This window comes from Halomonas sp. B23F22_10 (assembly GCF_043496975.1).
Classification (GTDB): domain Bacteria; phylum Pseudomonadota; class Gammaproteobacteria; order Pseudomonadales; family Halomonadaceae; genus Halomonas; species Halomonas smyrnensis.
The window spans coordinates 40352-64961 of record NZ_JBIEKF010000007.1; the positions used below are offsets into that span (position 1 = coordinate 40352).

The window sequence follows — 24610 nt, forward strand, 5'->3', positions numbered from 1 at the left end:
TCTGAGGCGCTCGCGCCGAAATGGTGCAGCCTGGTGCACTGGGTGCGGCGGATGGTGCGCCAGGGCGCACCATAGCGTCAAATCCCATCGCGCTTTGAGCCTGCTTAAATCCCACGCACCGCGAATAATGCCAAAAAGGAGACTTCTCGATGTTGGCTTTCCTCAATGACCTGCTCTGGGGCAAGGTCCTGATCGTGCTGCTGATCGCCGTGGGCATCGGCTTCACCGTGGCCTCGCGCTTCGTGCAGTTCCGCTACTTCGGCCGCATGTTCCGCATCCTGGGCGCCAGCCAGGCCTTCAAGCGCGACAAGCACGGGCACCTGAGCTCCTTCCAGGCGCTGGTGCTGTCGGTGGCCGGCCGGGTCGGCGGCGGTAACATCGCCGGCGTCGCCGTGGCCATCACCCTGGGCGGCCCCGGCGCCGTCTTCTGGATGTGGGTCGTCGGCCTGATGGGGATGGCCACCAGCTTCCTCGAGTGCACCCTGGCGCAGACCTACAAGACCGCCGAGGGCGACGGCACCTATCGCGGCGGCCCGGCCTACTACATCTCCCGCGGCCTCGGCCGCCGGTGGAACTGGCTGGCCGGCGTCTACTCGGTGCTGCTGCTGTTGACCTTCGGCTTCGCCTTCACCGCCCTGCAGTCCTATTCCGTGGCCACCTCCTTCGGCGATGCCTTCGGCGTGCCGGTGCTCTACAGCGGCCTCGGCCTGGCGCTGCTGGTGGGTTTGATCATCTTCGGCGGCATCAAGCGCATCGCCCGCATCTCGGAATTTCTGGTGCCGATCATGGCCGGCGGCTATCTGCTGATCGCGCTGGTGGTGCTGGCCCTGAACGTCACCCAGATCCCCGACGTCATCGCGCTGATCATGAAGAGCGCCTTCGGCCTCGAACCGGCCGTCGGCGGCGGCATCGGCGCGGCCATCATGATGGGCCTGAAGCGCGGCCTGTTCTCCAATGAGGCCGGCCTCGGCAGCGCCCCCAACGTGGCGGCCGTGGCCTACGTGCCGCACCCGGCCAACCAGGGCATCGTGCAGGCCTTCTCGGTGTTCATCGACACCGTGATCATCTGCTCCGCCACCGCCTTCGTGATCCTGCTGAGCGGCGTCTATGAAACGGGCGCCGGCGTCGACGTGGCGGGCATCGCCCTGACCCAGGCCGCCCTGGCCGATCACGTCGGCGAATGGGGCCGCACCTTCGTCAGCATCGCGCTGCTGCTGTTCGCCTTCAGCACCATCCTCTACAACTACTATCTGGGCGAGAACAGCCTGAACTTCTTCAGCCGCCGCAATCAGGGCCTGTTCAATGCCTTCCGCGTGACCATCGTGCTGCTGGTCTGCTGGGGCGCCACCACCGACCTGGGCACCGCGTTCGGCTTCGCCGACGTGACCATGGGCCTGCTGGCGGTGGCCAACCTGATCGCCCTGATCATGCTGTTCAAGCCGGGCCTGCGCATCCTGCGCGACTTCGACGGCCAGATGCGCAATGGCATCGAGCAGCCGGTGTTCAACGCCAAGGATCACCCGGAAATGGACCTGGATCCCAAGTCCTGGGAGCTCGAACCCGAAGACCTCGAGCGCGCCCACCGGGCGCTCGGCAATACCCCGGCCGGCGCCAGGGAGTAATGCCCCGCGGCACCCGCCTGCCGGCCTCCCGGTAGCCCTCCGGCCCCGCCCGACCAGGCGGGGCCGGCTCGTTTCCGCCCCGTGAACGGCGCGGCTCGAGCGAGCGACATCCTTCGACACGCGGCTCGCCGACAGGGCGCTGCCCGGCGAGGCCGGAGCCGGCATCCCGGCCCAGCGGGGCGAGGACAACGTCGAGATCAACGGCGTCGCGCCTGCCCGTCGCCGGGCCCCGACTCACCGGGGCCCCCGAAGGCTAGTCCTTCAGGTGCTCCAGGGCGCGCCGGGGACGACGACGCTCGCCACGGCGGTGCGCCTCATCGCCCAGGCGTTTGCCGACCACCCGGGCCATCCCGACCAGGGCGCCGCTCGCCATGCCCCAGGCCAGGGCCTCCCGCCAGCGCGTGTCGCGACGCCCGGGGTTCTCCGGCGGGGCGGACCCGGCCGTCTTGCGGTAGGCCTCCCTGGCGGTGTGCCGGGTCAACAGGCTGGCGCCGATGACGGCCGTGTAGCCGGCCATCGACCAGAACATTTTCCGTTTCATGACTTGACTGCCTCCGGTGGTACGCTGTGGACTAGCGGTCCCGTGCCGCCCCTCCTGAGTATCACGGCAGGGCGCCGCCAGCATAGCCTACCCCCTTCTCGGCAGGAGCCGACATGCCCGACATCCTCAGCCCGCCGCCAGGCACTCGGCGACTGGCGTCGCGACGGCCCCGGACACCATCCCCCACGACGAGGGCCTTTCCTTGCTGGCAGATCTGACCCTCGGCAGCGCCGCCGCCCTGTTTCTCGGCTGCACCCTGGTGATCGGCGTGGCCGGCACGCGGCTGACGCACATCGTCGACGACCTGGCCGACCGTACCGGCCTCGGCGAGGCCATCGCCGGCGCCGTGCTGCTGGGCATGGCCACCTCGCTGTCGGGGCTGGTGCTGTCGGTCTCGGCGGCGCTGGCCGACCGCCCCACCCTGGCGATGAGCAACGCCCTGGGCGGCATCGCCGTGCAGACGCTGTTCCTGACCATCGCCGACCTGACCCACCGCCGCGCCAACCTGGAGCATGCCGCCGCCTCCATCGGCAACCTGATGCAGGGCGGCCTGCTGCTGTGCCTGCTGGCGCTGGTACTGGTGGGCCGCTTCGCCCCGGAGTGGACGCTGTGGCAGGTGCATCCGATCACGCCGCTGATCGTGATCGGCTACCTGTTCGGGCTGCGGCTGGCCGATCGCACCCGGACTCGCCCCATGTGGCAGCCGGCCCAGACCCGGGAGACCACGCCGGACGTGCCGGACGATCAGGCGCAGACCCGCTCGGCGCGGCGGCTATGGCTGAGCTTCGCGGGGCTGGCGCTGGTGCTCGGCGCCAGCGGCTGGCTGCTGGAGGGCGTGGCCTCGGTGATCGCCGAGGGCACCGGCCTCGGCCAGTCGGTGGTGGGCGTGTTGATGACCGCGGTGGTCACCTCGCTGCCCGAACTGGTCACCTCGGTGGCGGCGGTGCGCCGCGGCGCGCTGACCCTGGCTGTGGCCGGCATCATCGGCGGCAACGCCTTCGACACCCTGTTCGTGGCCGCCTCGGACGTGGCCTATCGCGGCGGCTCGATCTATCACGCCATGCCCGACGGCGTGGCGCTGTGGGTGGCGATCTCGCTGCTGATGACCGCCATCCTGATGGTCGGCATGATCCATCGCGAGCGCCTGGGGCCCGGCCGCATCGGCTTCGAGAGCCTGGCCATCGCCGGCTGCTATCTGGCCGGGGCGGCGATGCTGGTGATGGCGCCGGGCTGAGCCCGCCCGCCACAGGACGAATGTGCAGCAAAGATTGAATTGAAAAACACTGTTCACAAAATCGCGGAAATGGTCTTAAACTAAAGGTGTACGCTGCCGATATGACACAATAGCGTTAAAGCCGAATGACACGCCCGCGAGGTTACCGGTGATGGCCCGCCCCCTCTGCCTACTCTTCGATTGCGATGGCACCCTGGTCGACAGCGAGCCCCTGCTCGCTGCCGAGATGGAAACCAGCCTGACCGCCGCCGGCCTGCCCTTCCAGGCCAGCGACTACGTCGGCGAGTTCCGCGGCGCCCGCTTCCGTCATATCGTCGCCGAGCTGGAGAGCCGCCACGGCGCCGTCGACCCGGACCGCCTCGAGGTGCTGGAGCGCGACATGCGCGCCAACCTCAACCGCCGCCTGGCCACCGACCTGGTGCCGATCACCGGCGCCGCCGAGGCGCTGGTCGCCCTATCCGGCCACCCCATGGGCGTCGTCTCCAACGGGCCGATCAACAAGATCCGCACCTCGCTGCTGGCCACCAATCTCGAGCCGGTGTTCGGCGATCACCTGTTCAGCGCCTACGAGGCGCAGTGCTGGAAGCCCGACCCCTGCCTGTATCGCCACGCCGGGGCCATGCTGGGCTACGCCCCCGAGGACTGCGTGGCCATCGATGACGCCCTGGTCGGCGTCCAGGCGGCGCTGAACGCCGGCATGACGGTGATCCATCTCAACCGCTTCCCCGACGCCGAAGAGACGCCGGAGGGCGCCATCATGATCACCAGCATGTTCCAGCTGCCCACCGTGATCGCCCGCCTGGAACACGACCGCCTGCGCTCGCTGTCGCGGGCCTGAGACGCGCCTCTCTACCATGGTCTAACCGCGTCGGACTTGTCATGTCATGGGGCCTGCCACTAACGTTGGGAACGTTCCCATTTTTCGTGATGCCTCTTCATGACCGCTCCAACTCGCCGAGCCGGCGCCACCATCCTGGAAGTCGCCCGCGACGCCGGCGTCTCCAAGACCAGCGTCTCCCGCTATTTCGGCGATGAGCGCAGCCGGCTGTCGCCCGACCTGCAGCAGCGCATCGCCGCCAGCGCCGGCCGGCTCGGCTACCGGCCCAACCGGATCGCGCGCGGGCTCAAGGGCGGGCAGTCGGGGCTGATCGGCATGCTGGTCGCCGACATCCGCAACCCCTTCTCGGTGGCGGTGATGCACGGCGTCGAGCAGGCCTGTCGCGCCCACGGCTTCTCGCTGATGGTCTGCAATACCGACAACGACCCCGTTCAGGAGCGCGATCATCTGGCGCTGCTGGCGTCATACCGCGTCGAAGGGCTGGTGCTCAACGTCGCCGGCCACCCCGGCGAGGAGCTCGCGGCCCTGGCCGATCGGGACACGCCGCTGGTGCTGCTCGACCGCTCGCTGGGCGACCTCGAGGCCGACATGGTCGGGCTCGACAACGACCGTGCCATCGACGCGGCCCTGGACCACCTGCACGGCCAGGGCTACGGCGAGCTGCTGTACGTCAGCGAGCCGCCGGAACGGGCCAGCTCGCGCCAGCGCCGCCTGGAGCGCTTCCGCGCGCGGCTCGACGCCGAGGGGCTGGCGGGTGATGCCTGCTGCCTGCCGCTCGACGACACCCCGGCCCTGGAGCGCGCCATCGCCGACTTCCTCGACCGCCCGGCCGCCGCCCCCAGGGCCCTGCTGTGCGCCAACGGCAACGTCACCCTGGCGGTCACGCGCGTGCTGCAGGCCCGTGGCGACGCCCTCGGCACCACCGGCCTGATGGGCATCGACGAACTCGACTGGTGCGGCCTGGTCGGCCCCGGCATCACCACCCTCGCCCAGCCCACCGAGGCGATCGGCCGGGCCGCCATGGACAGCCTGCTGGAGCGCCTGACCGATACCCGGCGCCCGCCTCGGCAGGTGCGTTTCTCGCCGACCCTGATCGCCCGCGGCTCGACCCGCCGCTGACACCAAGGAGACCTTCCACGTGACCGACTCCCCCACGCCCACTGCTCACCCGAGAATGGGAACGTTACCATCCGCCTTTCGGGCATCTCCCGACATGCCATCCGTGCTGGTAGCCACCTCGGCCTTCGGCCATCGCATGATCGCCGAACAGGGGCAGGCCGCCATGCTGCCCTGCCTGAGTAACGCCGGTGCCGACGGCGTCGAGATCCGGCGAGAGCTGCTTCCGGAAGACTTCGATGACTTCGACGCGCTGGGGCGCGCCTGCGACGAACATGGGCTGACCGTGGTCTATTCCGCCGCCGACGAGCTCTGGTCGGGCGATATGCTCTCGCCGAGCCTGCCGGCACGGCTGGACGAGGCCGCGGCCCTTGGCGCCGTGGCGATCAAGCTATCGCTGGGCCGCTATACCGGCACCAGCACCGACACCTGGCAGCGCCTGTCGGCGCTGATCGCCGCCAGCCCGGTTGCCTGGGTCATGGTGGAGAACGACCAGACCCGCGATGGCGGCACCGTCGCCCCGCTGCTGGCCTGCCTGGAAGATGCCACAGGCGCCGGCTGCCCGCTCCACATGACCTTCGACATCGGCAACTGGCACTGGACCGGCGACGACCCTGTCCTGGCCGCCGACCGGCTGGGACGCTTCGTCGCCTACGTCCACTGCAAGGGCATCATCTTCGGGCAGGGACGTCCCCATGCCAGCGTGCCGGATCTTGCCGAGATGCAGACCTGGCAGCAGCTGATGTCGCATTTCCCTCGTGGCGTGCCCCGGGCCATCGAGTACCCACTGCAAGCCCCCGAGCTCACGGGCTTCGTGCGCGAGCAGCTGGAACGCCTGCGCGCCCTCTGACCTTCACTGGACATTTCCTGCCACATGACTGGAGAGCCTCGCATGCCGACACCCCAAGCCGCTCCCGAGATCCTCGCCTTCGGCGAGGCCATGACACTCTTCGTCGCCGAGGCCGCCGGCGAGCTGGCCGAGATCGAACGCTTCCAGCGCCGCATCGCCGGCGCGGACACCAACGTCGCCATCGGCCTCGCCCGCCTCGGGTTTCACGTCGGCTGGCTGAGCCGGGTCGGCGACGACGCCTTCGGCCACTACATCCGCCGCACCCTGGAGGCCGAAGGCCTGGACTGCCGCCACCTGACACCCACGCCGGACGCCGCCACCGGCCTGGTGTTCAAGGAACGCGCCGAAGGCGGCGCGGATCCCCACGTCGAGTACTTCCGCCGCGGCAGCGCCGCCAGCCGCCTGGGCCCGGACGACGCAAACGCAGTCGACTTCGCCGCCGCCCGCCACCTGCACGCCACCGGCATACCGCCCGCCCTCTCGTCGAGCTGTCGCGAGCTGTCTTGGCACATGCTCGAACAGGCGCGACAGGCCGGTGCCAGCATCTCCTTCGACCCCAACCTGCGCCCCTCGCTGTGGGCCAGCGAGGCCGAGATGCGCGACACCCTGAACGCCATGGCCGGCCAGGCCGACTGGGTGCTGCCCGGCCTGGCCGAGGGGCAGCGGCTGACCGGACTGGAGACGCCCCACGACATCGCCGGCTTCTACCTCGATCGCGGCGCCCGGGCGGTCATCATCAAGCTGGGGCCTGAAGGCAGCTACTATCGCGGCAGCTTGGACGGCGCCGACGAACAGTTCAGCGTCCCCGGCGTCGACGTGCGCGAGGTCATCGACACCGTGGGCGCCGGCGATGGTTTCGCCGTCGGGGTGATCAGCGCCCTTCTCGATGGACGTTCCCCCCGCGAGGCACTGCAGCGCGGCAACCTGATCGGCGCCCTCGCCGTACAGGTGCCCGGCGACATGGAGGGGCTTCCCCATCGCGAGCGCCTGTCCACGCTCGAAACCGCATCGCTTACCACGACCTGAGGAGATTCCCATGCAGAAACGTATCGTCGTCTACCGCCGCCTGCCCGAGGCGCTGCTGGCCGAACTGAAGCGCGACTTCCAGGTGGATGACTTCGGCCATCTCGAGAACTTCGAGGATCCGGCCTTTCGCGCCGCCCTGAAGGAAGCGCACGGCCTGGTCGGCGCCAGCCAGAAGATCACCCCCGAGATCCTCGACGCCGCGCCTCACCTAGAGGCCATCGCCAGCGTTTCGGTGGGCGTCGACAAGTATCCGGTGGACGAGCTGACCCGGCGGGGCATCCTGCTGTGCAACACGCCGGACGTGCTGACCGAGACCACCGCCGACACCGGTTTCCTGCTGATCATGGCGACGGCACGCCGCGCCGTGGAGCTGGCCGACTTCGTGCGCCGCGGCGAGTGGCAGGCCAGCCTCGGCGCATCGCACTTCGGCAGCGACGTTCACGGCAAGACGCTGGGCATGGTCGGCATGGGCCGTATCGGCGCCGCCATCGCCCGGCGCGGCGCCCTGGGCTTCGGCATGCGTATCCTCTATTCCAACGCCTCACCGAAGCCGGCGCTGGAAGAAGAACTGGGGGCCCGGCGCCGCGAGCTGGACGAGCTGCTCGGCGAGGCCGATTTCGTCTGCGTCACCGTCCCCCTTAGCCCCGAGACCGAGCGGCTGATCGGCCAGCGCGAGCTCGGTCTGATGCGCGATTCGGCCATCTTCGTCAACATCGCCCGCGGCGGGGTGGTCGACGAGACGGCCCTGATCGAGGCGCTGGACGCCGGCCAGATCCGCGCCGCCGGGCTGGACGTCTTCGAACGGGAGCCGCTGCCGGCGGACTCGCCGTTGCCCCATATGGCCAATGTGGTGGCGCTGCCGCACATCGGCTCGGCCACCCATGAGACGCGCCACGCCATGGCCCGGCGCGCGGTGGACAACATCCGCCTGGCCCTCTCCGGCGAGCGCCCCCTCAGCCCCGTCAATGAAGACGCCCGGCCAGTCTGACGCGTCATAGCTCCGTCGCCGGCCGCTCTTCGACGAAAGACGAGTTGGTGACGGACGCTTCATCCTCTAGATTTAGACCAATCCAAAAACAGCACTCCAGGGTCACCATGACATCGAAGCGCCGCTCATCCGCCACTCACCGTGAATCCAGCGTGACGCTGCAGGACATTGCCGCCCACGCCGGCGTGTCGCGCTCCACGGTGTCGCTGGTGCTGCGCGGCAGCTCGCTGGTGGCCGAGCCGACCCGGCTCAAGGTGCAGGCCTCGATCAAGGGGCTGGGATACGTCTACAACCGCGGCGCCGCGGCGCTGCGCGGCCGCCGCACCTCCACGCTGGGCGTCGTGGTCTATGACATCGCCAACCCCTTCTTCGGCGCCATGGTCGCCGGCATCGACAACGCGCTCAGCCGCGAGGGATACGTCTCCTTCCTGGCCAACAGCGAGGATTCGCCGAGGCGTCAGGAACGCTTCCTCGAACGCATGCGGGAGCATGCCGTCGACGGCATCCTGCTGTGCCCGGCCGAGGGAACCGATCCTTCGCTGATCGACACTCTGAACGCGTGGGGCATGCCCTGTATCCAGGTCCTGAGGCACATCGGCAACCCGCCGTTCGACTATGCCGGCACCGACTTCCGCGAAGGGGTCTGCCAGGCCGTGGACCATCTCGCGGCACTGGGCCATGAACGCATTGCCTTCCTCGGCGGCCATGCCGAGCATTCCGCAACGCGGGAGCGCTGGCAGGGCTACCGGGAGGCGCTCGACCGCCACCGCCTCGACTATCAGCGCCTGCTGCGGTCCAAGGTCACTCGCCGCGACGGCTTCGAGCTGATCCAGCAGTTGATGAGCGAGCCGACACCGCCGACGGCCGTGATCTGCCACAACGACCTGGTGGCCTTCGGCGCCATGCTGGGCCTCAAGCGTCTCGGCCTGACGCCGGGCGCCGACTGTGCCGTGATCGGCATCGACGACGTCGAGGAAGCCGAACTGGTCGACCCGGCGCTGACAAGTGTAGCGACCCATCCCTATGCCATCGGCGAGCAAGCCACGCGACTCGCGCTTCGCCGCATCCACGATCCCAAGGGAGCCCCGGAACAGGCGGTCCTGTCGCCGCGGCTTCAGGTGCGAGGATCCTGTGGCGCCCGGCCACAGCCTCACACCGCCTCGGCACCGGCCGCTTCAGGCCAGATGCCATAACCCACGCCACTCATTTCTGCCGCACTCAGGCGGCGACAACAACAATGAGGTCTTCACATGCGTCAAAAATGGATCGATCCAAAAGCACTCTGCCGCACGACTCGCCACCTGATGACCGGCGTCGCGCTGGCGGCCACGATGGGGCTGGCGAGCACCGCCCAGGCCTATGACCTGCGCTTCGGCCATGGGGGCACCGAGGACACTGCCTACCAGCGGGGCGCAGAGAAGTTTCAGGAGCTGCTCGCCGAGAAGAGCGACGGCGATCTCGGCGTGCAGATCATGGGGAACTCGGTCCTCGGTCACGAGACCGAGATGTTCGAGCAGCAGATGGCCGGCGCGCTGGACATGTCGATCATCAACCCCGGCCTGATCACCGACTTTTCCTCCACCGCCAACGTGTTCTCGATCCCCTTCCTGTATCGCGACGTGCAGCACTGGCAAACGGTGCTCGACGGCGAGGTGGGTCGCGAGATCGCCGACCGCATCACCGACGAGACCGGCGTGAAGGTGCTGGCCTTCTTCGGCGGCGGCAAGCGCCAGATCGTCAGCAGCCGCCCCCTCGAGAGCCTCGACGACCTGGAAGGCATGAAGCTGCGCACCAATCCGACCAAGCCGCTGATCGCCGCCTGGTCGGCCCTGGGCGCAGAACCCACGGTGATGGCCTGGAAGGAAATCTACACCGGCCTCCAGCTGGGCGCGATCGACGGCCTGCTCAACGAGGCCGAATGGATCCACCGCATGAACTTCCACGAGGTCGCACCGCATATCGGCCTCTCGCAGCACGACATCACCGTGCGCCTGCTCACCATGTCCGAGATGACCTGGGAACGCCTGGATGACGACCAGCAGCAGGCCGTGATGGCCGCCGCCCATGAGGCCGCCGGCTACGCCCGACAGATCCAGCTGGACCAGGACGCCGAAGCGCTGGACCAGCTGGTCGAGGAAGGCGCTACCCTGCACGAGCTCGATCGCGAGCACATGCAGGCCATCGTCAAGGAGCCGCTGGAAGACGTGATCGACGACATGGGCCTGACGGACCTGTATCGGAAGATCATCGACGCCAGCTAAGCCGCTCGGGGACCCGACGGGTCCCCGTCTCTCCGGGACCTCGAGGACAGCCTCATGACGACTCTCCTGCACGGCCTCTCTCGGATGAACCGTCTGCTGGAACGCCTGTTACACCTGGTGTTGCTGGCCCTGCTGTTCGGCTTCATCACGCTGATCATCTATCAGATCGTCAGCCGCAACCTGCCCCTGCTGCCGCGCCTCTACTGGACAGAGGAATTCAGCCGCTTCGCCTTCCAGTGGATGATCATGCTGGGAACTGCCATCGGCGTCCTGCACGCCGACCACTTCGTGCTCGAGGCCTTCCCGCGCGGCTCCAGACTCGACCGGGTGACGCGCTGGCTCCGCGACTTGGCCTGCCTCACCGTCGGCGTGATCTTCGTCGTTCACGGCAAGGACTTCGCCCTCTCCGGGCTGCGTCGCAGCGCCACCGCCTCGGGGCTGTCGATGATCTACGTCTATTCGGCATTCACCGTCTGCGGCGCCCTGATCGTGCTGTTCAGCGCCCAGCGCCTGCTGCACGCCATCCTGCATGGCATGCCCCGCATGGAGGCCGCGCTCAACACGCCCAACGAAGTGGAGGAAGCCCTGCAGGCCGGCGACCACCAGGACGTTTCCCTGGGCGAGCTGTCGCCCGCCCAACCGGCCGACAGGAGGACCACCTCATGATGCCCATGGAATGGATCGATCTCCTTCCCTGGCTGCTGTTTACGCTGCTCGGGGTCCTGATCGTGGCCGGAGTGCCCATCGCCATGGCCCTGGTGCTGACGGCGGTCGGCATGATCCTGCTCGACCCACGCCTCACCTACTGGGTGATGTTCCAGCGCATGTACAACGGCATGGATTCCTTCGTGCTGCTGGCCGTGCCGCTGTTCCTGCTGGCCGGCAACCTGATGAATGCCGCCCGCATCACCGACCGACTGATCACCCTGTGCATGCGCCTCGTCGGCCATGTGCAGGGTGCCCTGGCACACGTCAACGTGATGGTCAGCATGCTGTTCGCCGGCGTCTCCGGCTCATCCACCGCCGACAGCGCCGGCGTCGGCACCGTGCTGATTCCAGCGATGAAGCGCGAGGGCTATCCGGTCAACTTCGCCGTGGCGGTGACCGCCGCCTCTTCGGTGATGGGCATCATCATCCCGCCGTCGATCAACATGATCGTCTGGGGCGCCCTGACCAACACCTCCATCGCCGGCCTGTTCCTCGGCGGCATCCTGCCCGGGGTGATCATCGGCGTGGCCCAGCTGGCCCTCAACATGGGCTACGTGCGCCGCTACAAGGTGCCGGTCAGGAAACGCGCCTCGCTGTCGGAACTGATGAGCTCCGGCAAGGACGGCCTGCTGGCGGCCGGCATTCCGGTGGTGATCATCGGCGGCATCACCCTGGGCCTGGTGACGCCGACCGAAGCCGCCGTCATTGCCGTGCTCTACGCCCTGGCGCTGGGCGTCCTGGTGTACCGTGAGCTCGATCTGCGCCAGGTGATCAATGCCTCGACCGACACCGTACGGCTGTGCTCGCTATCGCTGTTCAGCCTGGTCGGCGCGGCCATCTTCGGCTATCTGATCAGCTTCTATCAGATCCCTCCCAAGCTGATGGCCGGGGTCGAGATCACCGATCCGGTGACCCTGCTGCTGATCATGACCGCCGTGATGCTGATCATCGGCACCTTCATGGACTCACTGCCGGCGATGGCCATCATGGCACCGATCTTCCAGCCCCTGGCCATGCAGGCCGGCGTACATCCGGTGCAGTTCGGCGTGATCGGTGTCATGGCCCTGGGGCTGGGACTGATCACACCGCCCTACGGCCTGTGCCTGATGATCTCGGCCAAGATCGGTGGCATCCCGCTGCTCAAGGCCCTGGCCACCACCCTGCTCTATCTGGCCATCATGCTCGGGGTGATCGTCCTGCTGATCCTCTACCCCGAGCTGATCCTGGCGATTCCCCGCCTGATCACGCCGGACTTCGTATGAGCACGTCGCGGCTCCCCGAGGAGCCGCTTCCCTGTCCCTGATAGACTCCCAGTCTTCCACGCTCCGACGCCACCATGAGGACACCATGACCGCTCCGCTCTGCCTGCTCTTCGACTCCGATGGCACCCTGGTCGACAGCGAGATCCTGCTGGCCGAGGTGATGGCGGAGATCCTGTCCCGCCATGGCCTGCCCTTCACCGCCCGCCAGTACATGGACGACTTCCGCGGCGTGCGCTTCCTGTCCATCGTGCAGGCGATGGAGGCCCGCCACGGCGCCCTCGATGACGCTCGCCGACAGGCGGTGGAGGACGAGATGCGCGCACGCATGGAGGCACGCATGCGCGCGGAGCTGACCGCGATCGACGGCATGCCCGCGGCGCTTGAGGCCCTCGCCGACCATCCCCGCGCGGTGGTCTCCAACGGCCCGGAGCGCAAGATCCGCTGCGCCATGGAAAGCACCGGGCTCGGCCACCATTTCGGCGACCGCCTGTTCAGCGCCTACACCCTGGGCGTGTGGAAGCCCGACCCGGCTCTCTACCTCAAGGCCGCCGAGGCCATGGGCCATGCGCCCGAGCACTGCGTGGTGATCGATGATGCGGCGGTGGGCGTGGCGGCCGGCCTGGAAGCCGGCATGCGGGTGGTGCACCTGAACCGCTTTCCCGAGGGGGAAACGACGCCCGAAGGCGCCGTGTCCATCGGCCATGCCAGCGAGCTGCCGGCGGCAATCGCCCGGCTGAGCCGCTGACACCATGCGAGCGCCCTGAGACGCCCACTATACGTAAGACGACGACGCCCCCACCGGCACACCGGTGAGGGCGTCACCTATCGAGCCAACCTCCCTCAGATGGTCAACGAACGCACTGCCAGTTCCACTCCGCGCAGTTCGGCCAGCCCCTTCAGGCGCCCGTAGAGCGGGTAGCCCGGCGCGGTATCCCGGTGCTGATCATCGAGCAGGTGATGGCCGTGATCGGGACGCAGCGGCAGGCGTGGCCCGCCTTCGCGTTCGCGACGACGCTCCTCGGCGACGAGCGCCTGGACCACCCCGACCATGTCCACGTCGCCGCCCAGGTGCTGGGCCTCGTGGAAGGAGCGAGCATCCGCTGCCTCGCGCTGCGTGGAGCGCAGGTGAGCGAAGTAGATATTCGGCGCGAAGCGTTCGGCCATGGCCACCAGATCGATATCGGCGCTGACACCGTAGGAACCGGTGCAAAGCGTCAGCCCATTGGCCGGACTCGGCACCCGCTCGAGCAGCCATTGGGCGTCCTCGGGACCGGACACCACCCGAGGGAGGCCGAACAGCGGCCGGGGCGGGTCGTCGGGATGGATCGCCAGTCGCAAGCCAACTTCCTCGGCTACCGGCACAACGGCCGCCAGGAAGTCCCCCAGATGCTCGCGCAGCCGGCCGGCATCAATCTCGGCATACTCCGCCAGCACGCCGCGGAACTGCTCGAGCGTGTAGTGTTCCTCGGCACCGGGCAGCCCGGCGATGATGGTGTCCTTCAGGCTCGCCCGCCCGGCCTCGTCGAGAACGTCGAAATACGCCCACGCCTCGTCCTTCTCGGCATCGGAGTATTCGTCCTCGGCGCCAGGGCGCGCCAACAGGTAGAGATCGAAGGCGGCGAAGGCAACCTGGTCGAAGCGCAGCGCCAGTCCACCGTCCGGCAGGCGCCAGCTCAGGTCGGTGCGCGTCCAGTCGAGCACCGGCATGAAGTTGTAGCAGACGGTGTCGATACCACAGGCTGCCAGGTTGCGCAGCGTCTGCTGGTAGGCGGCGATATGGGCGTCACGCTGCGGCAGCCCTTTCTTGATGTCCTCGTGCACCGGCACACTCTCGACCACCGACCAGGAAAGGCCGGCGGCCTCGATCATCCGCTTGCGCTCGGCAATGGCCTCGGCCGGCCAGACCTCGCCGTTGGGAATCTCGTGCAGGGCAGTCACGATGCCCGTGGCTCCGGTCTGCCGGATCTCGTCCAAGGTGATGGGATCGGCTGGGCCGAACCAGCGCCAGGTATGTTCCATGGGGTTGTCCTCTTGATCAGGCCCGTCCGAGAGCGTCCAGTGCCCCGGCAAGCCCCAGTTGCGTCAGATCGATGTAGGCAGCGGTGACCGCGGCGACGAAGCGCGGCTCGGCCGCCAGCGCCGGCGGAAAAACGTCCTCCATGGTCATGAAGGCGGAAACGAGACCAGCGACATCCTCACCGTGGCGTGCGTGCAGTGTGCCCAGCCGGTCGGCCAGCGGATCGTCCACGACGTGGGGCCTTCCGGCCAGGTCGGTGCCACCGGCATAGCGGATCCAGGCGGCCACGCCTAGGGCCGTGCAGGCCACGTCTCGCCCGGCGGCAAGATTGATCTCGGCGCCGTTCAACCAGCGCTGCGGCAGTTTCTGGGAACCGTCCATGGCGATCTGCTGCAGACGGTGATGCAGGCTGTCATTGGCGAAGCGGGCCAGCAGCTGCTCGGCGTAGGCCTCGAGGTCCGTACCTTTGGGCATGGCGAGGGTCGGGGCGGCCTCGTCGAGCATGTACCGTCGCAGCAGCGCCGTCAGATCCTCGCGGTCCACGGCATCGGCCACCGTCTCGATGCCGCCCAGGGCGCCCAGGTAGGCGAGCAGCGAGTGGCTGCCGTTGAGCATACGCAGCTTCATGGTCTCGAAGGGCCCAACGTCGGCCACCATCTCTACGCCGTCCGCAGTCCAATCGGGGCGCCCCTGCGGGAAGTCGTCCTCCACCACCCACTGACTGAACGACTCACCGATCACGGCATTAGGATCCTCGATGCCGAGCTCAACCAAGCGCGCGAAATCGGCCTCGGTCATGGCCGGCACGATGCGGTCGACCATGCTGCACGGAAAGGCAACCTCATCCGCGATCCAGGCGGCCAACTCGGCATCGCGCCGCGCCGCCAGCGCCATCACGGCGGCCTGGGTGCGCTTGCCGTTGTCGGGCATGTTGTCACAGCTGAGCACCGTGAACGGTGCCTGCCCTGCCGCATGACACCGAGCCAGCGCTTCGACCAGCAGTCCCACTGCGGTACGCGGCGTCTCGGGATGGGCGATATCGGCGGCTACCAGCGGATCATCGGCCAGCAGCTCGCCGCTGGCCGGGCTCAGAAAATAGCCCTTCTCGGTCACTGTCAGGGTGACGATGCGAGTGTCGGGTGACGCCATGCGCTCGAGCAGTGACTGAACGTCGCGCCCCCAGCCACCGTCCTCACCCTTCCCGGAAAACAGGGTTTCCTCGATCACGCCGATCTCGCGCACAGTGACATGCTCGCTGTCGGCGTATTCGGCCACGTGATAGCGGTAACCGGCGTCACACAGGGCATCGACCAGCGCCACGCTGGCGCGCAGGTTGGCACTGCTCACGCCCCACGCTTTATCGCCGGTACGCTGTCGATAGCGCTCCAGGTAGACCGCCTGATGAGCTCGATGGAAGGCACCCAGCCCCAGATGGACCATGCCGATTCGACCGCCGCCGGCGCTGGCCGGCAGCCGTTTGACACTCTGCATCATGCTCTCCATGTCAGGGGGGACGGCCTCACTGGCCGAGGATCAGGTTGGGCAACCACATCGAGATGGCCGGCACATAGGCCACCAACAGCAGCACGACCAGGTTGCAGATCAGGAACGGAAGGATCGCCCGGGCCACGGTAAGCACCTGCAGGTTGCCGATACCCGAGACCACGAACAGACAGACACCCACCGGCGGGGTGGTGAGACCGATCATCAGATTGAGCACCGCCATCACCGCGAAGTGCACCGGGTCCATGCCCACCCCGGTCGCCACTCCCAGCAGTGCCGGGAAGAGAATGATCAAGGCGGCGATGGTCTCCATGAAGGCGCCGACGCACAGCATGATCAGGTTCAGGATCAGGATCACCACCAGCGGGTTCTCACTGATCGACAGGATGCCGGCCGCGACCATCTGAGGAATCTGCTCGCTGGTCAGGATCCAGCCGAACAGGTTGGCCAGCCCCACCAGCAGCAGCAGAGCGGAAGATGTCAGCACAGTGTCGGTCAGGATGGCCGGCAACTTGCGCCAGGAAAGCCCCTTGTAGACGTACATGCCGACGACCAACGCATAGAGGCTGGCGACGATGGAGGCCTCGGTAGGCGTGAAGAAGCCACCGATGATGCCGTAGAGGATGATCGCGGTCATCAGCAGCGCCCAGAAGGCGGTACGCCCCTCTTTCACCAGCTGAAGGAACGACACCCGCTGCTCCTTGGGATAGCCGCGGCGAATGGCCAGAAGATAAACGGTGACCATCATTGCCAGGCCCAGCAAGAGGCCGGGGATGGCACCGGCCAAGAACATCCTGCCCACCGATACGCCGGTCAGCGAGCCGGCGATGATCATCGGCACGCTGGGGGGAATGATCGGCCCAATCGTCGAGGAGGCGGCGGTGACGGCAGCCGAGAATGGCTTGTCATAGCCGGACTTGGCCATACCGGGAATCATCACCGAACCGATGCTCGCGGCATCCGCCACGGCGGTACCCGAGATGCCACCGAAGATCATCGAGCCGCCCACGTTGGCCAGGCCCAGGCCGCCACGGATGTGCCCGACGAGAGCATTGGAGAAACGCACGATGTGTTCGGTGATGTTACCGACGTTCATCAGGTTCCCAGCCAGCACGAAGCCGGGAATGCATAGCAGCACGAAGGTGTCGATACCCGAGTAGAGGCGCTGCGGCACGATGGTCAGCGGAATTCCCTCCAGCAGCAGATAGCTCAGCGAGGCAATGCCCAGCGAGAAGGCGATCGGTATTCCGATCAACAGCAGCACCAGGAAGACGACAAACAGTGCGATCACTTCCATCACGGGGTCTCCGGATCGGCTTGAGAGGCCGGACGCCAAGCGCCCCAAAGGCCCTCGATGACTCCAACTGCGCTGTACAACAGGACCAAGCCAAACAGCACCACGGTGGAGAAGAAGATATATAGCATGGGGACCTGGAGTGTCGGCGAGGTCTGCCAGGCGCCATTCTCGGCATATAACCAGGCGTAAGGCAGTACGATCAGCGCAAAGGCTCCCACCATCAGGCATACCAGCACCTGATAGATCGCCCGGCCTCGCACGCCCATCCAGTGATGGAACAGCTCCACGTTGACATTACGGCGCCGGCGTATCACTACGCCCGAGGAAAGCGCGACCATGTAGATGAAGAGATAGCGCGACAGCTCTTCGGTCCAGGCCGGCGAGGAAGGCAGCGCCAAGCGCCCGACGACCTGCAGCAGTACGGTGGCAGCGATGCCCACCAAGGCCAGCGTCGCAAGGAAGGTAAACAGGGTATCGAGCCTGCCGATCATGCGACCGGCCAGCCCCGGCAGACGTGGCACCGCCGGGAGGGTGTCGAACTCCTCGACGGCCCGCTGCTCAGAAGCATCCATGGGTACACCTCACGGGGGTGATTGACCACCCCGATGGCAGCAGAAAGAAGCGGCGGGCACCGCGAGCACCCGCCACGATCGTTAGAGGTCCTGAATGGCGTCGTAGAGTGCACGCTGCTCGTCGGTCAGCGCCTCAAGCACCGCCGGACGCGCCTTGTCGGCGAAGGCTTCGGTGTCGACATCGACAAACTCCATGCCGCGCTCCTCCAGACTCTGGCGCAGACGTTCCTGGTCCGATGCAAAGAGCTCGGCTTCGTAGGACTGCATCTCCTGAGCGGCATCGCGAACAATCTCCTGAAGGTCTTCAGGCATGGCCTCGAGCTGATTCTTGCCGATCACCACGTAGATCCAGCTGCGCACATGACCAGTGAGGTTCACGTGGTCCTGCACCTCGTAGAAACTGGCACTCTCGATTAAGCTGAGCGGATTCTCCTGGGCTTGGATAGTGCTCTGTTGGAGTGAGGTAAAGACTTCACTGAAAGCCATCGGCGTGGGGCGTGCTCCCAAGGCTTCCCAGGTATCGACGAACAATGGCACGTTGGGCACTCGCAGACGGATACCGTCCAGATCCTCAGGAGAGGTGACCGGTCGGTTGCTGGTAAGCTCGCGGGGACCGCGCTCGAACCAGGCCAGAGGCACCAGATTGGCACGTTCTGTGATTTGCGCTTCAATCTGATCGCCGACGTCTCCCTCCACGGCCTGCTCAAGATGCTCGGAATCGCGGAAGGCATAGGGGACCGCCATCATCGCCGCCTTGGGCGCCCAGTTCTGCAGGCTCTCGCCGGTGATGGTCATGTCGGCCGTCCCTAGCTGGATGCTGTTGATCACATCCATCTCGGCGCCGAGCTGCTCGTTGGGATAGACCTGCACCTCGACCTGCCCGTCGGAGTTCTCTTCGACCAGCTCCTTGAACTTCAGGGCGGCCTGGTTCCAGATGTGCTGCTCGTTGGCCAGATGGCCGAACTTCAGGGTGTAGTCGGCGGCGAGGCTGGCCTGGCTGCCGAGCAGGGCGGCACCGAGGACGGCGCTGGTGACGAGTCGCTTGAACATGGCGTGTTCTCCTGGCACTTGCTGTTGTGTGTTGTTGGCTGGATAGCGCGAGTGAAGCCCTCAGGCACCGATCTCGATCAGTACCTTGCGGGCGCTTTCGGGATGATGATCGATCATCTCGATGGCCCCGGGCATGTCGTCGAAGGGCAGGCGATGGCTCACCAATGCCAGCGGGTCGAGTCGCCCGGATGCCATCAGCTCGATCACTTCCGGAAACTTGCGATTGTTGAGCCGCGAGCCGACCAGGGTCAGCTCTTTCTTGATCACTTCCAGCTGCACCAGGTCGCTGGGCGTCGGATTGAACCCGAGCAGTCCGATGCGGCCAGCCGGCGAGGCCATGCGCAGCATCTGTGGCAACAGGGCGGGTACGCAGGCCGCATCGGCGATCAGCGGTATGCCTTCACCGCCGGTCAGCGTCTCGACCTCGGCCTCGACGTCCTGCTCGGCGCCGTTGAGGACACGGGTCGCGCCCAGCTCGAGCGCCGTCTCCAACCGGGCATCGATGACGTCGCTGACGGTGATGTCTTCGATGCCCTGTGCACGAGCCACCTGCAGAATCGTCAGACCGATCACGCCGGCGCCCAGAATCAGGAGGCGATCACCAGCATGAGGCTGCATCCGACTCAGCACGTTGGCGGCGATGGTGTAGGGCTCGACCAGAGCCGCGGCATCCAGCCCGAGTCCCTCGGGCAGGCGGTGTACATTGCCGGCCGGCACGTTGACGCTTTCCTCGAAGCCGCCGTTGCGGTGCACGCCGATCACTTCCAGTGCGGTACACACGTTGGGACGGCCGATGCGGCAGGGGTAGCACTCGCCGCAGCTGATCACCGGATCGATGCACACCCGATCACCGACGGAAACGTCCGCAACACCGTCCCCCACCGCCTCGACCAGCCCGGCAAATTCATGGCCAGTGATCCGCGGAAAGCGCACGAAGGCATTATCGCCATGGATGATGTGCATATCGGAGCCGCAGATCCCGGCGAAGGCCACCTTCACCTTAACTTCACCCTGAGCAACAGCTGGTGACTCGGCCTCGACGATTCGGTAATCCTGAGGTGCATTTACCTGAAAAGCTTTCATTGATTTACCTCTTTACCAGTGCCACAGGGTGCCATCTTCGAGCCGATTGACCGGCAGGCTGGCACGACGATAGGGATATCTTGCCGCCGCTGTTTCGTCGATATCGACGCCGTGTCCCGGCGACTCGCCGACCAGGAAATGGCCATCTTCGAAACGATAGTCATGAGGGAAGACCTCGTTGGTGACGTCTTCGTGTGGCATATATTCCTGAATGCCAAAGTTAGGCACCCAGGTGTCGAAGTGGATCGCCGCGCCCAGACACACCGGAGACAGATCGGTCGGACCGTGGAAGCCGGTACGCACGTGATAGAGTCCGGCGAGGTCGGCCAGCCGCCGCATGTGGGTGATACCGCCGGCATGAGTCAACGTGGCGCGGATGTAGTCGATCCACTGATTCTCGATCAGCGCCTTAGCATCAAAGAGACTATTGAAGACCTCGCCCACTGCCAGAGGCGTGGTAGTGTGCTGGCGAATCAGGCCGAAGCTCTCCTGGTTCTCTGCCGGCACGCAGTCTTCCAGCCAGAACAGGTTATAGGGCTCGACTTCCTTGCCCAGCCTCGCCGCCTCGATGGGCGTCAAGCGATGATGAACATCGTGCAGCACATACAGATCATCACCGAAGCGTTCCCGGACTGCGGCGAACAGCTTGGGGGCGTGGTTGAGGTACTTGGCGGTATTCCAGACATGCTCGGCCGGCAACTCGGCATCGGCGGGCTCGTAGCGCTCGCCAGGGCGCTTGGCCACGCCGTAGATGCTGGCAATTCCCGGTACGCCAGCCTGCACCCGTACCGCGCGGTAGCCCTGCTCGACGTGGCGCGCGACTTCATCGAGGCAGGCCTCGATGTCCTTGCCCGTGGCATGGCCATAGACCATCACCCGTTCACGGCTCTTGCCGCCCAGCAGCTGGTACAGCGGCATGCCGGCGACCTTGGCCTTGATGTCCCACAGCGCCATGTCGACAGCGGCGATGGCCGTCATCGTCACAGGCCCCCGACGCCAATAGGCACCGCGGTATAGGTAGTGCCAGATGTCCTCGATACGCTGCGGGTCACGACCTATCAAGGCCGGAATCACGTGCTCCTCGAGGTAAGCAACCACCGCCTGCTCACGGCCGTTGAGTGTGGCATCACCGATACCGTATACCCCCTCGTCGGTGACGATCTTGAGGGTGACGAAGTTGCGGCCCGGCGCGGTGACAATGGTATAGGCCCTTTCGATCTTCATGCCCGATTCTCCTCGGCAACCGTTGGTATCTGGGCAGACTGGAACATGTCAGGGAAACGGCCCACGAGATCTGGCAGCGACTGCAGAATCTCGCACTGGTGAACGCGCATTGCCTCGGCGGCTGCCTCGGCATCGCGCTTCTCGATCGCCGCGACGATATCCGCGTGCTGTGCAATCAACTTGTCGAGCGGCGTACTCTCGGGAACGCTGAGATAGCGAACACGATCGAGTTGTGCCTTGACCTCTTCGGTCACTTTCCAGGCAGTGTTATGCCCTATCCCCAGAGACAGGGTCCGGTGGAAATCCTCATCGAGTAGAAAGAAGCGATCGTAGTCGGCCGGATCAATACAGCGACGCTGGCGATCGATCAATTCGTGAAGATCCGAAAGAGTACGAACACTCAGCCCCTTACTAGCCGCTTCACGTGCCACGGCGACCTCAACCACCTCGCGTACGAAACGGGCCTCTAACACCGCCTGCTGCGAAATCTTGACCACAAAGGTGCCGCGCTGTGGTCGCACTTCGACCAGCCCAGCCTCGGACAGCCGAATAAAGGCCTCGCGAACCGGTTGACGACTCACCGAAAAGGTGTCGGCCAGTTCCTTCTCTGACAGCGCCTGCCCTGGAGCCAGCACCATCCGGATGATCGACTGGCGCAGCACCTGATAGAGCCGATGCCGTACCGGATCTTCTTCACGCGTCTCACGCCAAAGCGCCTGCAGTGTCACTTTCATTAACTCATCCTGTTGTATCGGCGTGACCGAAGCACTGCGTGCCTGTTATGACTAGTATGGTAGTATGGCAAAGAAACGAAAAGCGCCTTCGGCTTAGACTTTGGTACCACACAAGAAGCAAAGGATACCCATCATGAAACGCGCGAGTTATTCAGGAAAAGACTACCGAAAGGCGCTCAACATCCATGATCTAGCGCACATTGCTCGCCGCAGACTTCCCCATTTCGTCTATGAATATCTCGAAGGCGGTGCCGACGATGAACGCACGCTTCACCGCAACCGCAAGGCATTCGACGATGTCTTGTTCGAGCCACGCACTCTGACGCGCGTCGGTCCGAGGAATCTCTCGACCACACTGCTGGGAAAACGCCAAGCATTGCCCCTAGTGATCGGACCGACCGGCTACAACGGCATGCTGACGAAGAACGGCGACCTGAAGCTGGCCGAGGCGGCATCCGCTGCGAACATCCCCTTCGTGCTCAGCAACGTGGCTACCACATCGCTGGAAGATATCGCCGACGTCGAGGGGCTCAGGGCCTGGATGCAGATCTACTTCTATCGCGACCGCGACTACGTCAGGAAACTGGTAGAGCGCTGCCGAGCGGCGCGATACGAGACCCTGGTAGTCACCACCGACAGCGCCATCTACGGCAACCGGGAGTGGGATCTGCGCAACTTCCGCAAGCCCATGCGGCCGACCCTGCGCAACCTCACCCACCTGCTGGTGCGCCCGCGCTGGATCGCCGATGTACTGATTCCCGACGGCATGCCGACCTTCAAGAACCTGGGCGACTTGCTGCCGCCCGGCAAGCAGAGCGTGCAGGGCGCCTCGGCGGTGATCGGGCAGCAGTTGGATCCGACCCTGAACTGGGACGACATCGCCTGGCTGCGCGACCGCTGGCCGGGCAAGCTGATCATCAAAGGCGTCCTGGCTCCTAAAGAGGCCAAACAGGCTGCTGAACTGGGTGTCGACGGCGTGGTGCTCTCCAATCACGGGGGGCGCCAGCTGGATAACGCCTGCTCGCCACTCGATGTGCTACCCGAAGCCAGAGAAGCCGTCGGAGACCGTTGTCAGCTGTTCATCGACAGCGGCTTCCGGCGCGGCACCGATATCGTCAAAGCACTCGCGATGGGAGCCGATGCAGTCTGGCTGGGGCGCACGACCCTGTATGGCCTGGCCGCAGGTGGTCAGGCTGGCGTCGAACACGCTCTAAAACTACTGCGAGGAGAAATGGACAGAGCCATGGGCCTGCTGGGATTCGACCACGTCTCCGAACTGAGCCCGGACATTCTCAGACTCAGCCATCGGCAGGCATGATCGACCGCCGCCGCCGGGCCTCGTATCATCTGAGGCCCGCTTGCATTGCCGAGGAGGCCCCATGGCATCCCTTCAGGACCAGCTGCGTGGCCTGGTCTACTCCACCGAACACGGCGACACCTGCCCCGAGTGCCGCCAGCCCGTCGACGACTGCCGCTGCGACGAACTCGCCGAGGACGCGCGCCTCGCCGGCCTGGATGGCATCGTGCGCCTGCGGCGCGAAACCAAGGGCCGCAAGGGCAAGGGCGTGACCCTGATCGAGGGCGTGCCGCTCAAGGCCGACGAGCTCAAGACCCTGGCCAAGGAGCTCAAGAAGCGCTGCGGCACCGGCGGCGCATTGAAGGACGGCGTGATCGAGATCCAGGGCGACCAGCGCGACGTGCTCAAGGGCGAGCTGGAAAAGAGAGGCTTCAAGGTCAAGCTGGCCGGCGGCTAGCGTCGTCCAGCCGCTCGATCAGCGCGCTCAGCCCGGCTTCGGCGCCGGCCGCCACCTTGAGCGTGTAGAGGTCGTCGGCGCGAGTCCGCCCGAGGTTGAGGCAGGCCAGCGGCTTGCCGGCCCGAGCGGCCTCTCGGGCGAAGCGAAAGCCCGAATAGACCATCAGCGACGAGCCCACCACCAGCAGCCCGTCGGCGTCGTCCAGCAGCGCGAAGGCCTCGTCGACCCGGGCGCGCGGCACGCTATCGCCGAAGAACACCACGTCCGGCTTCCAGATGCCGTCACCGCAGCGCGTGCAGTCCGGCACCCGGAAATCCGTGAAATCCGCCTCCAGATCGGCGTCGCCGTCCGGGCCGGCCCTGGCGCCGGTGTCTAGCCAGTCGGGATTGCGGCTGGCCAGCTCGGCGTGCAGGTCATGGCGCATGCGCGTCGCCCCGCAGCCCATGCAGCGCACCAGGTTGGCGCGACCGTGCAGCTCGATCACCCGCCGCGATCCGGCGCGGCGATGCAGGCCGTCGACGTTCTGGGTGATGATGCCGGCCACCCGCCCCTCGGCCTCGAGCCGGGCCAGGGCGCGATGGGCCTCGTTGGGGCGCGCCTCCTGCAGGGTGCGAAAGCCGATCAGCGCCCGCGCCCAGTAGCGCTGGCGCGCCGCCCGGCTGCCCATGAACACGCCGTGCTGCATCGGCGGCGAGCGCTTCCAGTCGCCGCTGTCGTCACGGTAGTCGGGGATGCCGCTGGCGGTGCTGATCCCGGCGCCGGTCAGCACCGCCAGGCGCGGCGTGTTCGCCACGAAGGCCGCCAGGGCATCGAGATCGGCCCCCGACGGCGCCGGATGATCGCTCATGTCACTCCTCGCTTCTCGGCGTATCGCGCCGAGCATGGCCCCCGGGCGTCACGCTGTCTACAATGGCCAGGATCTCCCACGGG

Annotated in this window: 24 protein-coding genes; 14 read left to right on the plus strand and 10 right to left on the minus strand. The window is 66.3% G+C overall.

Features of this window, described 5'->3' with window-relative positions:
- Nucleotides 1–149 precede the first annotated feature (149 nt).
- A complete protein-coding gene (locus ACGTNF_RS14685) occupies nucleotides 150–1622 on the plus strand; it encodes an alanine/glycine:cation symporter family protein (protein ID WP_394602311.1) in 1473 nt (490 codons plus the stop codon).
- Nucleotides 1623–1875: 253 nt separating this feature from the next.
- On the opposite strand, the gene ACGTNF_RS14690 is transcribed toward ACGTNF_RS14685, so the two are convergent.
- Nucleotides 1876–2163: a DUF4235 domain-containing protein gene (locus ACGTNF_RS14690; protein WP_394602312.1), complete on the minus strand. Its 288-nt coding sequence runs from the start codon at nucleotides 2161–2163 to the stop codon at nucleotides 1876–1878.
- Nucleotides 2164–2365: 202 nt separating this feature from the next.
- Between ACGTNF_RS14690 and ACGTNF_RS14695 the strand changes: the two genes are divergently transcribed.
- The 11 genes from ACGTNF_RS14695 (at nucleotide 2366) to ACGTNF_RS14745 (ending at nucleotide 13191) form a co-directional block, all read left to right on the plus strand.
- Nucleotides 2366–3397 carry a sodium:calcium antiporter gene (locus ACGTNF_RS14695; RefSeq protein ID WP_394602313.1) on the plus strand — a complete coding sequence of 344 codons (1032 nt, stop codon included), beginning with the start codon at nucleotides 2366–2368 and terminating at the stop codon, nucleotides 3395–3397.
- A 151-nt stretch (nucleotides 3398–3548) separates the two neighbouring features.
- Nucleotides 3549–4235: an HAD family hydrolase gene (locus ACGTNF_RS14700; RefSeq protein WP_394602314.1), complete on the plus strand. Its 687-nt coding sequence runs from the start codon at nucleotides 3549–3551 to the stop codon at nucleotides 4233–4235.
- Between the two features lie 99 nt (nucleotides 4236–4334).
- Nucleotides 4335–5354 (plus strand): LacI family DNA-binding transcriptional regulator, encoded by a 1020-nt coding sequence (locus tag ACGTNF_RS14705; protein ID WP_394602315.1) that lies wholly within the window; start codon nucleotides 4335–4337, stop codon nucleotides 5352–5354.
- 94 nt (nucleotides 5355–5448) lie between these two features.
- Nucleotides 5449–6201 (plus strand): sugar phosphate isomerase/epimerase family protein, encoded by a 753-nt coding sequence (locus ACGTNF_RS14710; RefSeq protein ID WP_394602316.1) that lies wholly within the window; start codon nucleotides 5449–5451, stop codon nucleotides 6199–6201.
- A gap of 42 nt (nucleotides 6202–6243) precedes the next feature.
- Nucleotides 6244–7227: a sugar kinase gene (locus ACGTNF_RS14715; RefSeq protein WP_394602317.1), complete on the plus strand. Its 984-nt coding sequence runs from the start codon at nucleotides 6244–6246 to the stop codon at nucleotides 7225–7227.
- A gap of 10 nt (nucleotides 7228–7237) precedes the next feature.
- Nucleotides 7238–8215 (plus strand): 2-hydroxyacid dehydrogenase, encoded by a 978-nt coding sequence (locus tag ACGTNF_RS14720; RefSeq protein WP_394602318.1) that lies wholly within the window; start codon nucleotides 7238–7240, stop codon nucleotides 8213–8215.
- Nucleotides 8216–8322: 107 nt separating this feature from the next.
- A complete protein-coding gene (locus ACGTNF_RS14725) occupies nucleotides 8323–9408 on the plus strand; it encodes a LacI family DNA-binding transcriptional regulator (protein WP_394602319.1) in 1086 nt (361 codons plus the stop codon).
- A gap of 57 nt (nucleotides 9409–9465) precedes the next feature.
- Complete coding sequence (locus ACGTNF_RS14730; protein WP_394602320.1) at nucleotides 9466–10476, plus strand: TRAP transporter substrate-binding protein; 1011 nt, start codon at nucleotides 9466–9468, stop codon at nucleotides 10474–10476.
- A gap of 54 nt (nucleotides 10477–10530) precedes the next feature.
- Nucleotides 10531–11142 (plus strand): TRAP transporter small permease, encoded by a 612-nt coding sequence (locus tag ACGTNF_RS14735; RefSeq protein ID WP_394602321.1) that lies wholly within the window; start codon nucleotides 10531–10533, stop codon nucleotides 11140–11142.
- Nucleotides 11139–12446, plus strand: coding sequence for a TRAP transporter large permease (locus ACGTNF_RS14740; protein WP_394602322.1), 1308 nt, complete (start codon nucleotides 11139–11141; stop codon nucleotides 12444–12446). Before ACGTNF_RS14735 ends, ACGTNF_RS14740 begins: the two co-directional genes overlap by 4 nt.
- A gap of 85 nt (nucleotides 12447–12531) precedes the next feature.
- Nucleotides 12532–13191, plus strand: coding sequence for an HAD family hydrolase (locus ACGTNF_RS14745; RefSeq protein WP_394602323.1), 660 nt, complete (start codon nucleotides 12532–12534; stop codon nucleotides 13189–13191).
- Between the two features lie 95 nt (nucleotides 13192–13286).
- Here ACGTNF_RS14745 and uxuA read toward each other — a convergent pair whose 3' ends face one another.
- From uxuA to ACGTNF_RS14785, 8 genes are all read right to left on the minus strand, one after another.
- Nucleotides 13287–14465: a mannonate dehydratase gene (gene uxuA, locus ACGTNF_RS14750; RefSeq protein ID WP_394602324.1), complete on the minus strand. Its 1179-nt coding sequence runs from the start codon at nucleotides 14463–14465 to the stop codon at nucleotides 13287–13289.
- Between the two features lie 16 nt (nucleotides 14466–14481).
- Nucleotides 14482–15954, minus strand: a complete 1473-nt coding sequence (locus ACGTNF_RS14755) for a mannitol dehydrogenase family protein (RefSeq protein WP_394602325.1) — start codon at nucleotides 15952–15954, stop codon at nucleotides 14482–14484.
- A 28-nt stretch (nucleotides 15955–15982) separates the two neighbouring features.
- Complete coding sequence (locus ACGTNF_RS14760; protein ID WP_394602326.1) at nucleotides 15983–17263, minus strand: TRAP transporter large permease; 1281 nt, start codon at nucleotides 17261–17263, stop codon at nucleotides 15983–15985.
- Nucleotides 17263–17835: a TRAP transporter small permease gene (locus tag ACGTNF_RS14765; RefSeq protein ID WP_394602327.1), complete on the minus strand. Its 573-nt coding sequence runs from the start codon at nucleotides 17833–17835 to the stop codon at nucleotides 17263–17265. Before ACGTNF_RS14765 ends, ACGTNF_RS14760 begins: the two co-directional genes overlap by 1 nt.
- A gap of 81 nt (nucleotides 17836–17916) precedes the next feature.
- Nucleotides 17917–18885, minus strand: a complete 969-nt coding sequence (locus ACGTNF_RS14770) for a TRAP transporter substrate-binding protein (protein WP_394602328.1) — start codon at nucleotides 18883–18885, stop codon at nucleotides 17917–17919.
- Nucleotides 18886–18945: 60 nt separating this feature from the next.
- Nucleotides 18946–19968, minus strand: coding sequence for a Zn-dependent oxidoreductase (locus ACGTNF_RS14775; protein WP_394602329.1), 1023 nt, complete (start codon nucleotides 19966–19968; stop codon nucleotides 18946–18948).
- A gap of 12 nt (nucleotides 19969–19980) precedes the next feature.
- Entirely contained in the window at nucleotides 19981–21192 is a 1212-nt protein-coding gene (gene manD / locus ACGTNF_RS14780) for a D-mannonate dehydratase ManD (RefSeq protein ID WP_394602330.1), read from the minus strand.
- On the minus strand, nucleotides 21189–21926 hold the full coding sequence (locus tag ACGTNF_RS14785; protein ID WP_394602331.1) for a GntR family transcriptional regulator: 738 nt from the start codon (nucleotides 21924–21926) through the stop codon (nucleotides 21189–21191). The genes manD and ACGTNF_RS14785 overlap by 4 nt, the downstream gene beginning before the upstream one ends.
- A 133-nt stretch (nucleotides 21927–22059) precedes the next feature.
- Here ACGTNF_RS14785 and ACGTNF_RS14790 point away from each other — a divergent pair, with 133 nt between their 5' ends.
- A complete protein-coding gene (locus ACGTNF_RS14790) occupies nucleotides 22060–23244 on the plus strand; it encodes an alpha-hydroxy acid oxidase (protein WP_394602332.1) in 1185 nt (394 codons plus the stop codon).
- A 61-nt stretch (nucleotides 23245–23305) separates the two neighbouring features.
- Nucleotides 23306–23680 carry a translation initiation factor Sui1 gene (locus ACGTNF_RS14795; protein WP_394602333.1) on the plus strand — a complete coding sequence of 125 codons (375 nt, stop codon included), beginning with the start codon at nucleotides 23306–23308 and terminating at the stop codon, nucleotides 23678–23680.
- On the opposite strand, the gene ACGTNF_RS14800 is transcribed toward ACGTNF_RS14795, so the two are convergent.
- Nucleotides 23661–24527 carry an NAD-dependent protein deacetylase gene (locus ACGTNF_RS14800; protein WP_394602334.1) on the minus strand — a complete coding sequence of 289 codons (867 nt, stop codon included), beginning with the start codon at nucleotides 24525–24527 and terminating at the stop codon, nucleotides 23661–23663. The genes ACGTNF_RS14795 and ACGTNF_RS14800 overlap by 20 nt on opposite strands.
- Between the last annotated feature and the right edge of the window lie 83 nt (nucleotides 24528–24610).

What these genes read in the sequence shown, in the direction of transcription:
- ACGTNF_RS14705 (WP_394602315.1), top strand. Translation starts at nt 4,335, where the DNA reads ATGACCGCTCCAACTCGCCGAGCCGGCGCCACCATCCTGGAAGTCGCC.
- ACGTNF_RS14795 (WP_394602333.1), top strand. Translation starts at nt 23,306, where the DNA reads ATGGCATCCCTTCAGGACCAGCTGCGTGGCCTGGTCTACTCCACCGAA.
- ACGTNF_RS14700 (WP_394602314.1), top strand. Translation starts at nt 3,549, where the DNA reads ATGGCCCGCCCCCTCTGCCTACTCTTCGATTGCGATGGCACCCTGGTC.
- ACGTNF_RS14725 (WP_394602319.1), top strand. Translation starts at nt 8,323, where the DNA reads ATGACATCGAAGCGCCGCTCATCCGCCACTCACCGTGAATCCAGCGTG.
- uxuA (WP_394602324.1), bottom strand. Translation starts at nt 14,465, where the DNA reads ATGGAACATACCTGGCGCTGGTTCGGCCCAGCCGATCCCATCACCTTG.
- manD (WP_394602330.1), bottom strand. Translation starts at nt 21,192, where the DNA reads ATGAAGATCGAAAGGGCCTATACCATTGTCACCGCGCCGGGCCGCAAC.
- ACGTNF_RS14765 (WP_394602327.1), bottom strand. Translation starts at nt 17,835, where the DNA reads ATGGATGCTTCTGAGCAGCGGGCCGTCGAGGAGTTCGACACCCTCCCG.
- ACGTNF_RS14690 (WP_394602312.1), bottom strand. Translation starts at nt 2,163, where the DNA reads ATGAAACGGAAAATGTTCTGGTCGATGGCCGGCTACACGGCCGTCATC.
- ACGTNF_RS14770 (WP_394602328.1), bottom strand. Translation starts at nt 18,885, where the DNA reads ATGTTCAAGCGACTCGTCACCAGCGCCGTCCTCGGTGCCGCCCTGCTC.
- ACGTNF_RS14775 (WP_394602329.1), bottom strand. Translation starts at nt 19,968, where the DNA reads ATGAAAGCTTTTCAGGTAAATGCACCTCAGGATTACCGAATCGTCGAG.
- ACGTNF_RS14710 (WP_394602316.1), top strand. Translation starts at nt 5,449, where the DNA reads ATGCCATCCGTGCTGGTAGCCACCTCGGCCTTCGGCCATCGCATGATC.
- ACGTNF_RS14740 (WP_394602322.1), top strand. Translation starts at nt 11,139, where the DNA reads ATGATGCCCATGGAATGGATCGATCTCCTTCCCTGGCTGCTGTTTACG.
- ACGTNF_RS14715 (WP_394602317.1), top strand. Translation starts at nt 6,244, where the DNA reads ATGCCGACACCCCAAGCCGCTCCCGAGATCCTCGCCTTCGGCGAGGCC.
- ACGTNF_RS14800 (WP_394602334.1), bottom strand. Translation starts at nt 24,527, where the DNA reads ATGAGCGATCATCCGGCGCCGTCGGGGGCCGATCTCGATGCCCTGGCG.
- ACGTNF_RS14720 (WP_394602318.1), top strand. Translation starts at nt 7,238, where the DNA reads ATGCAGAAACGTATCGTCGTCTACCGCCGCCTGCCCGAGGCGCTGCTG.
- ACGTNF_RS14760 (WP_394602326.1), bottom strand. Translation starts at nt 17,263, where the DNA reads ATGGAAGTGATCGCACTGTTTGTCGTCTTCCTGGTGCTGCTGTTGATC.
- ACGTNF_RS14730 (WP_394602320.1), top strand. Translation starts at nt 9,466, where the DNA reads ATGCGTCAAAAATGGATCGATCCAAAAGCACTCTGCCGCACGACTCGC.
- ACGTNF_RS14685 (WP_394602311.1), top strand. Translation starts at nt 150, where the DNA reads ATGTTGGCTTTCCTCAATGACCTGCTCTGGGGCAAGGTCCTGATCGTG.
- ACGTNF_RS14745 (WP_394602323.1), top strand. Translation starts at nt 12,532, where the DNA reads ATGACCGCTCCGCTCTGCCTGCTCTTCGACTCCGATGGCACCCTGGTC.
- ACGTNF_RS14785 (WP_394602331.1), bottom strand. Translation starts at nt 21,926, where the DNA reads ATGAAAGTGACACTGCAGGCGCTTTGGCGTGAGACGCGTGAAGAAGAT.
- ACGTNF_RS14755 (WP_394602325.1), bottom strand. Translation starts at nt 15,954, where the DNA reads ATGCAGAGTGTCAAACGGCTGCCGGCCAGCGCCGGCGGCGGTCGAATC.
- ACGTNF_RS14790 (WP_394602332.1), top strand. Translation starts at nt 22,060, where the DNA reads ATGAAACGCGCGAGTTATTCAGGAAAAGACTACCGAAAGGCGCTCAAC.
- ACGTNF_RS14735 (WP_394602321.1), top strand. Translation starts at nt 10,531, where the DNA reads ATGACGACTCTCCTGCACGGCCTCTCTCGGATGAACCGTCTGCTGGAA.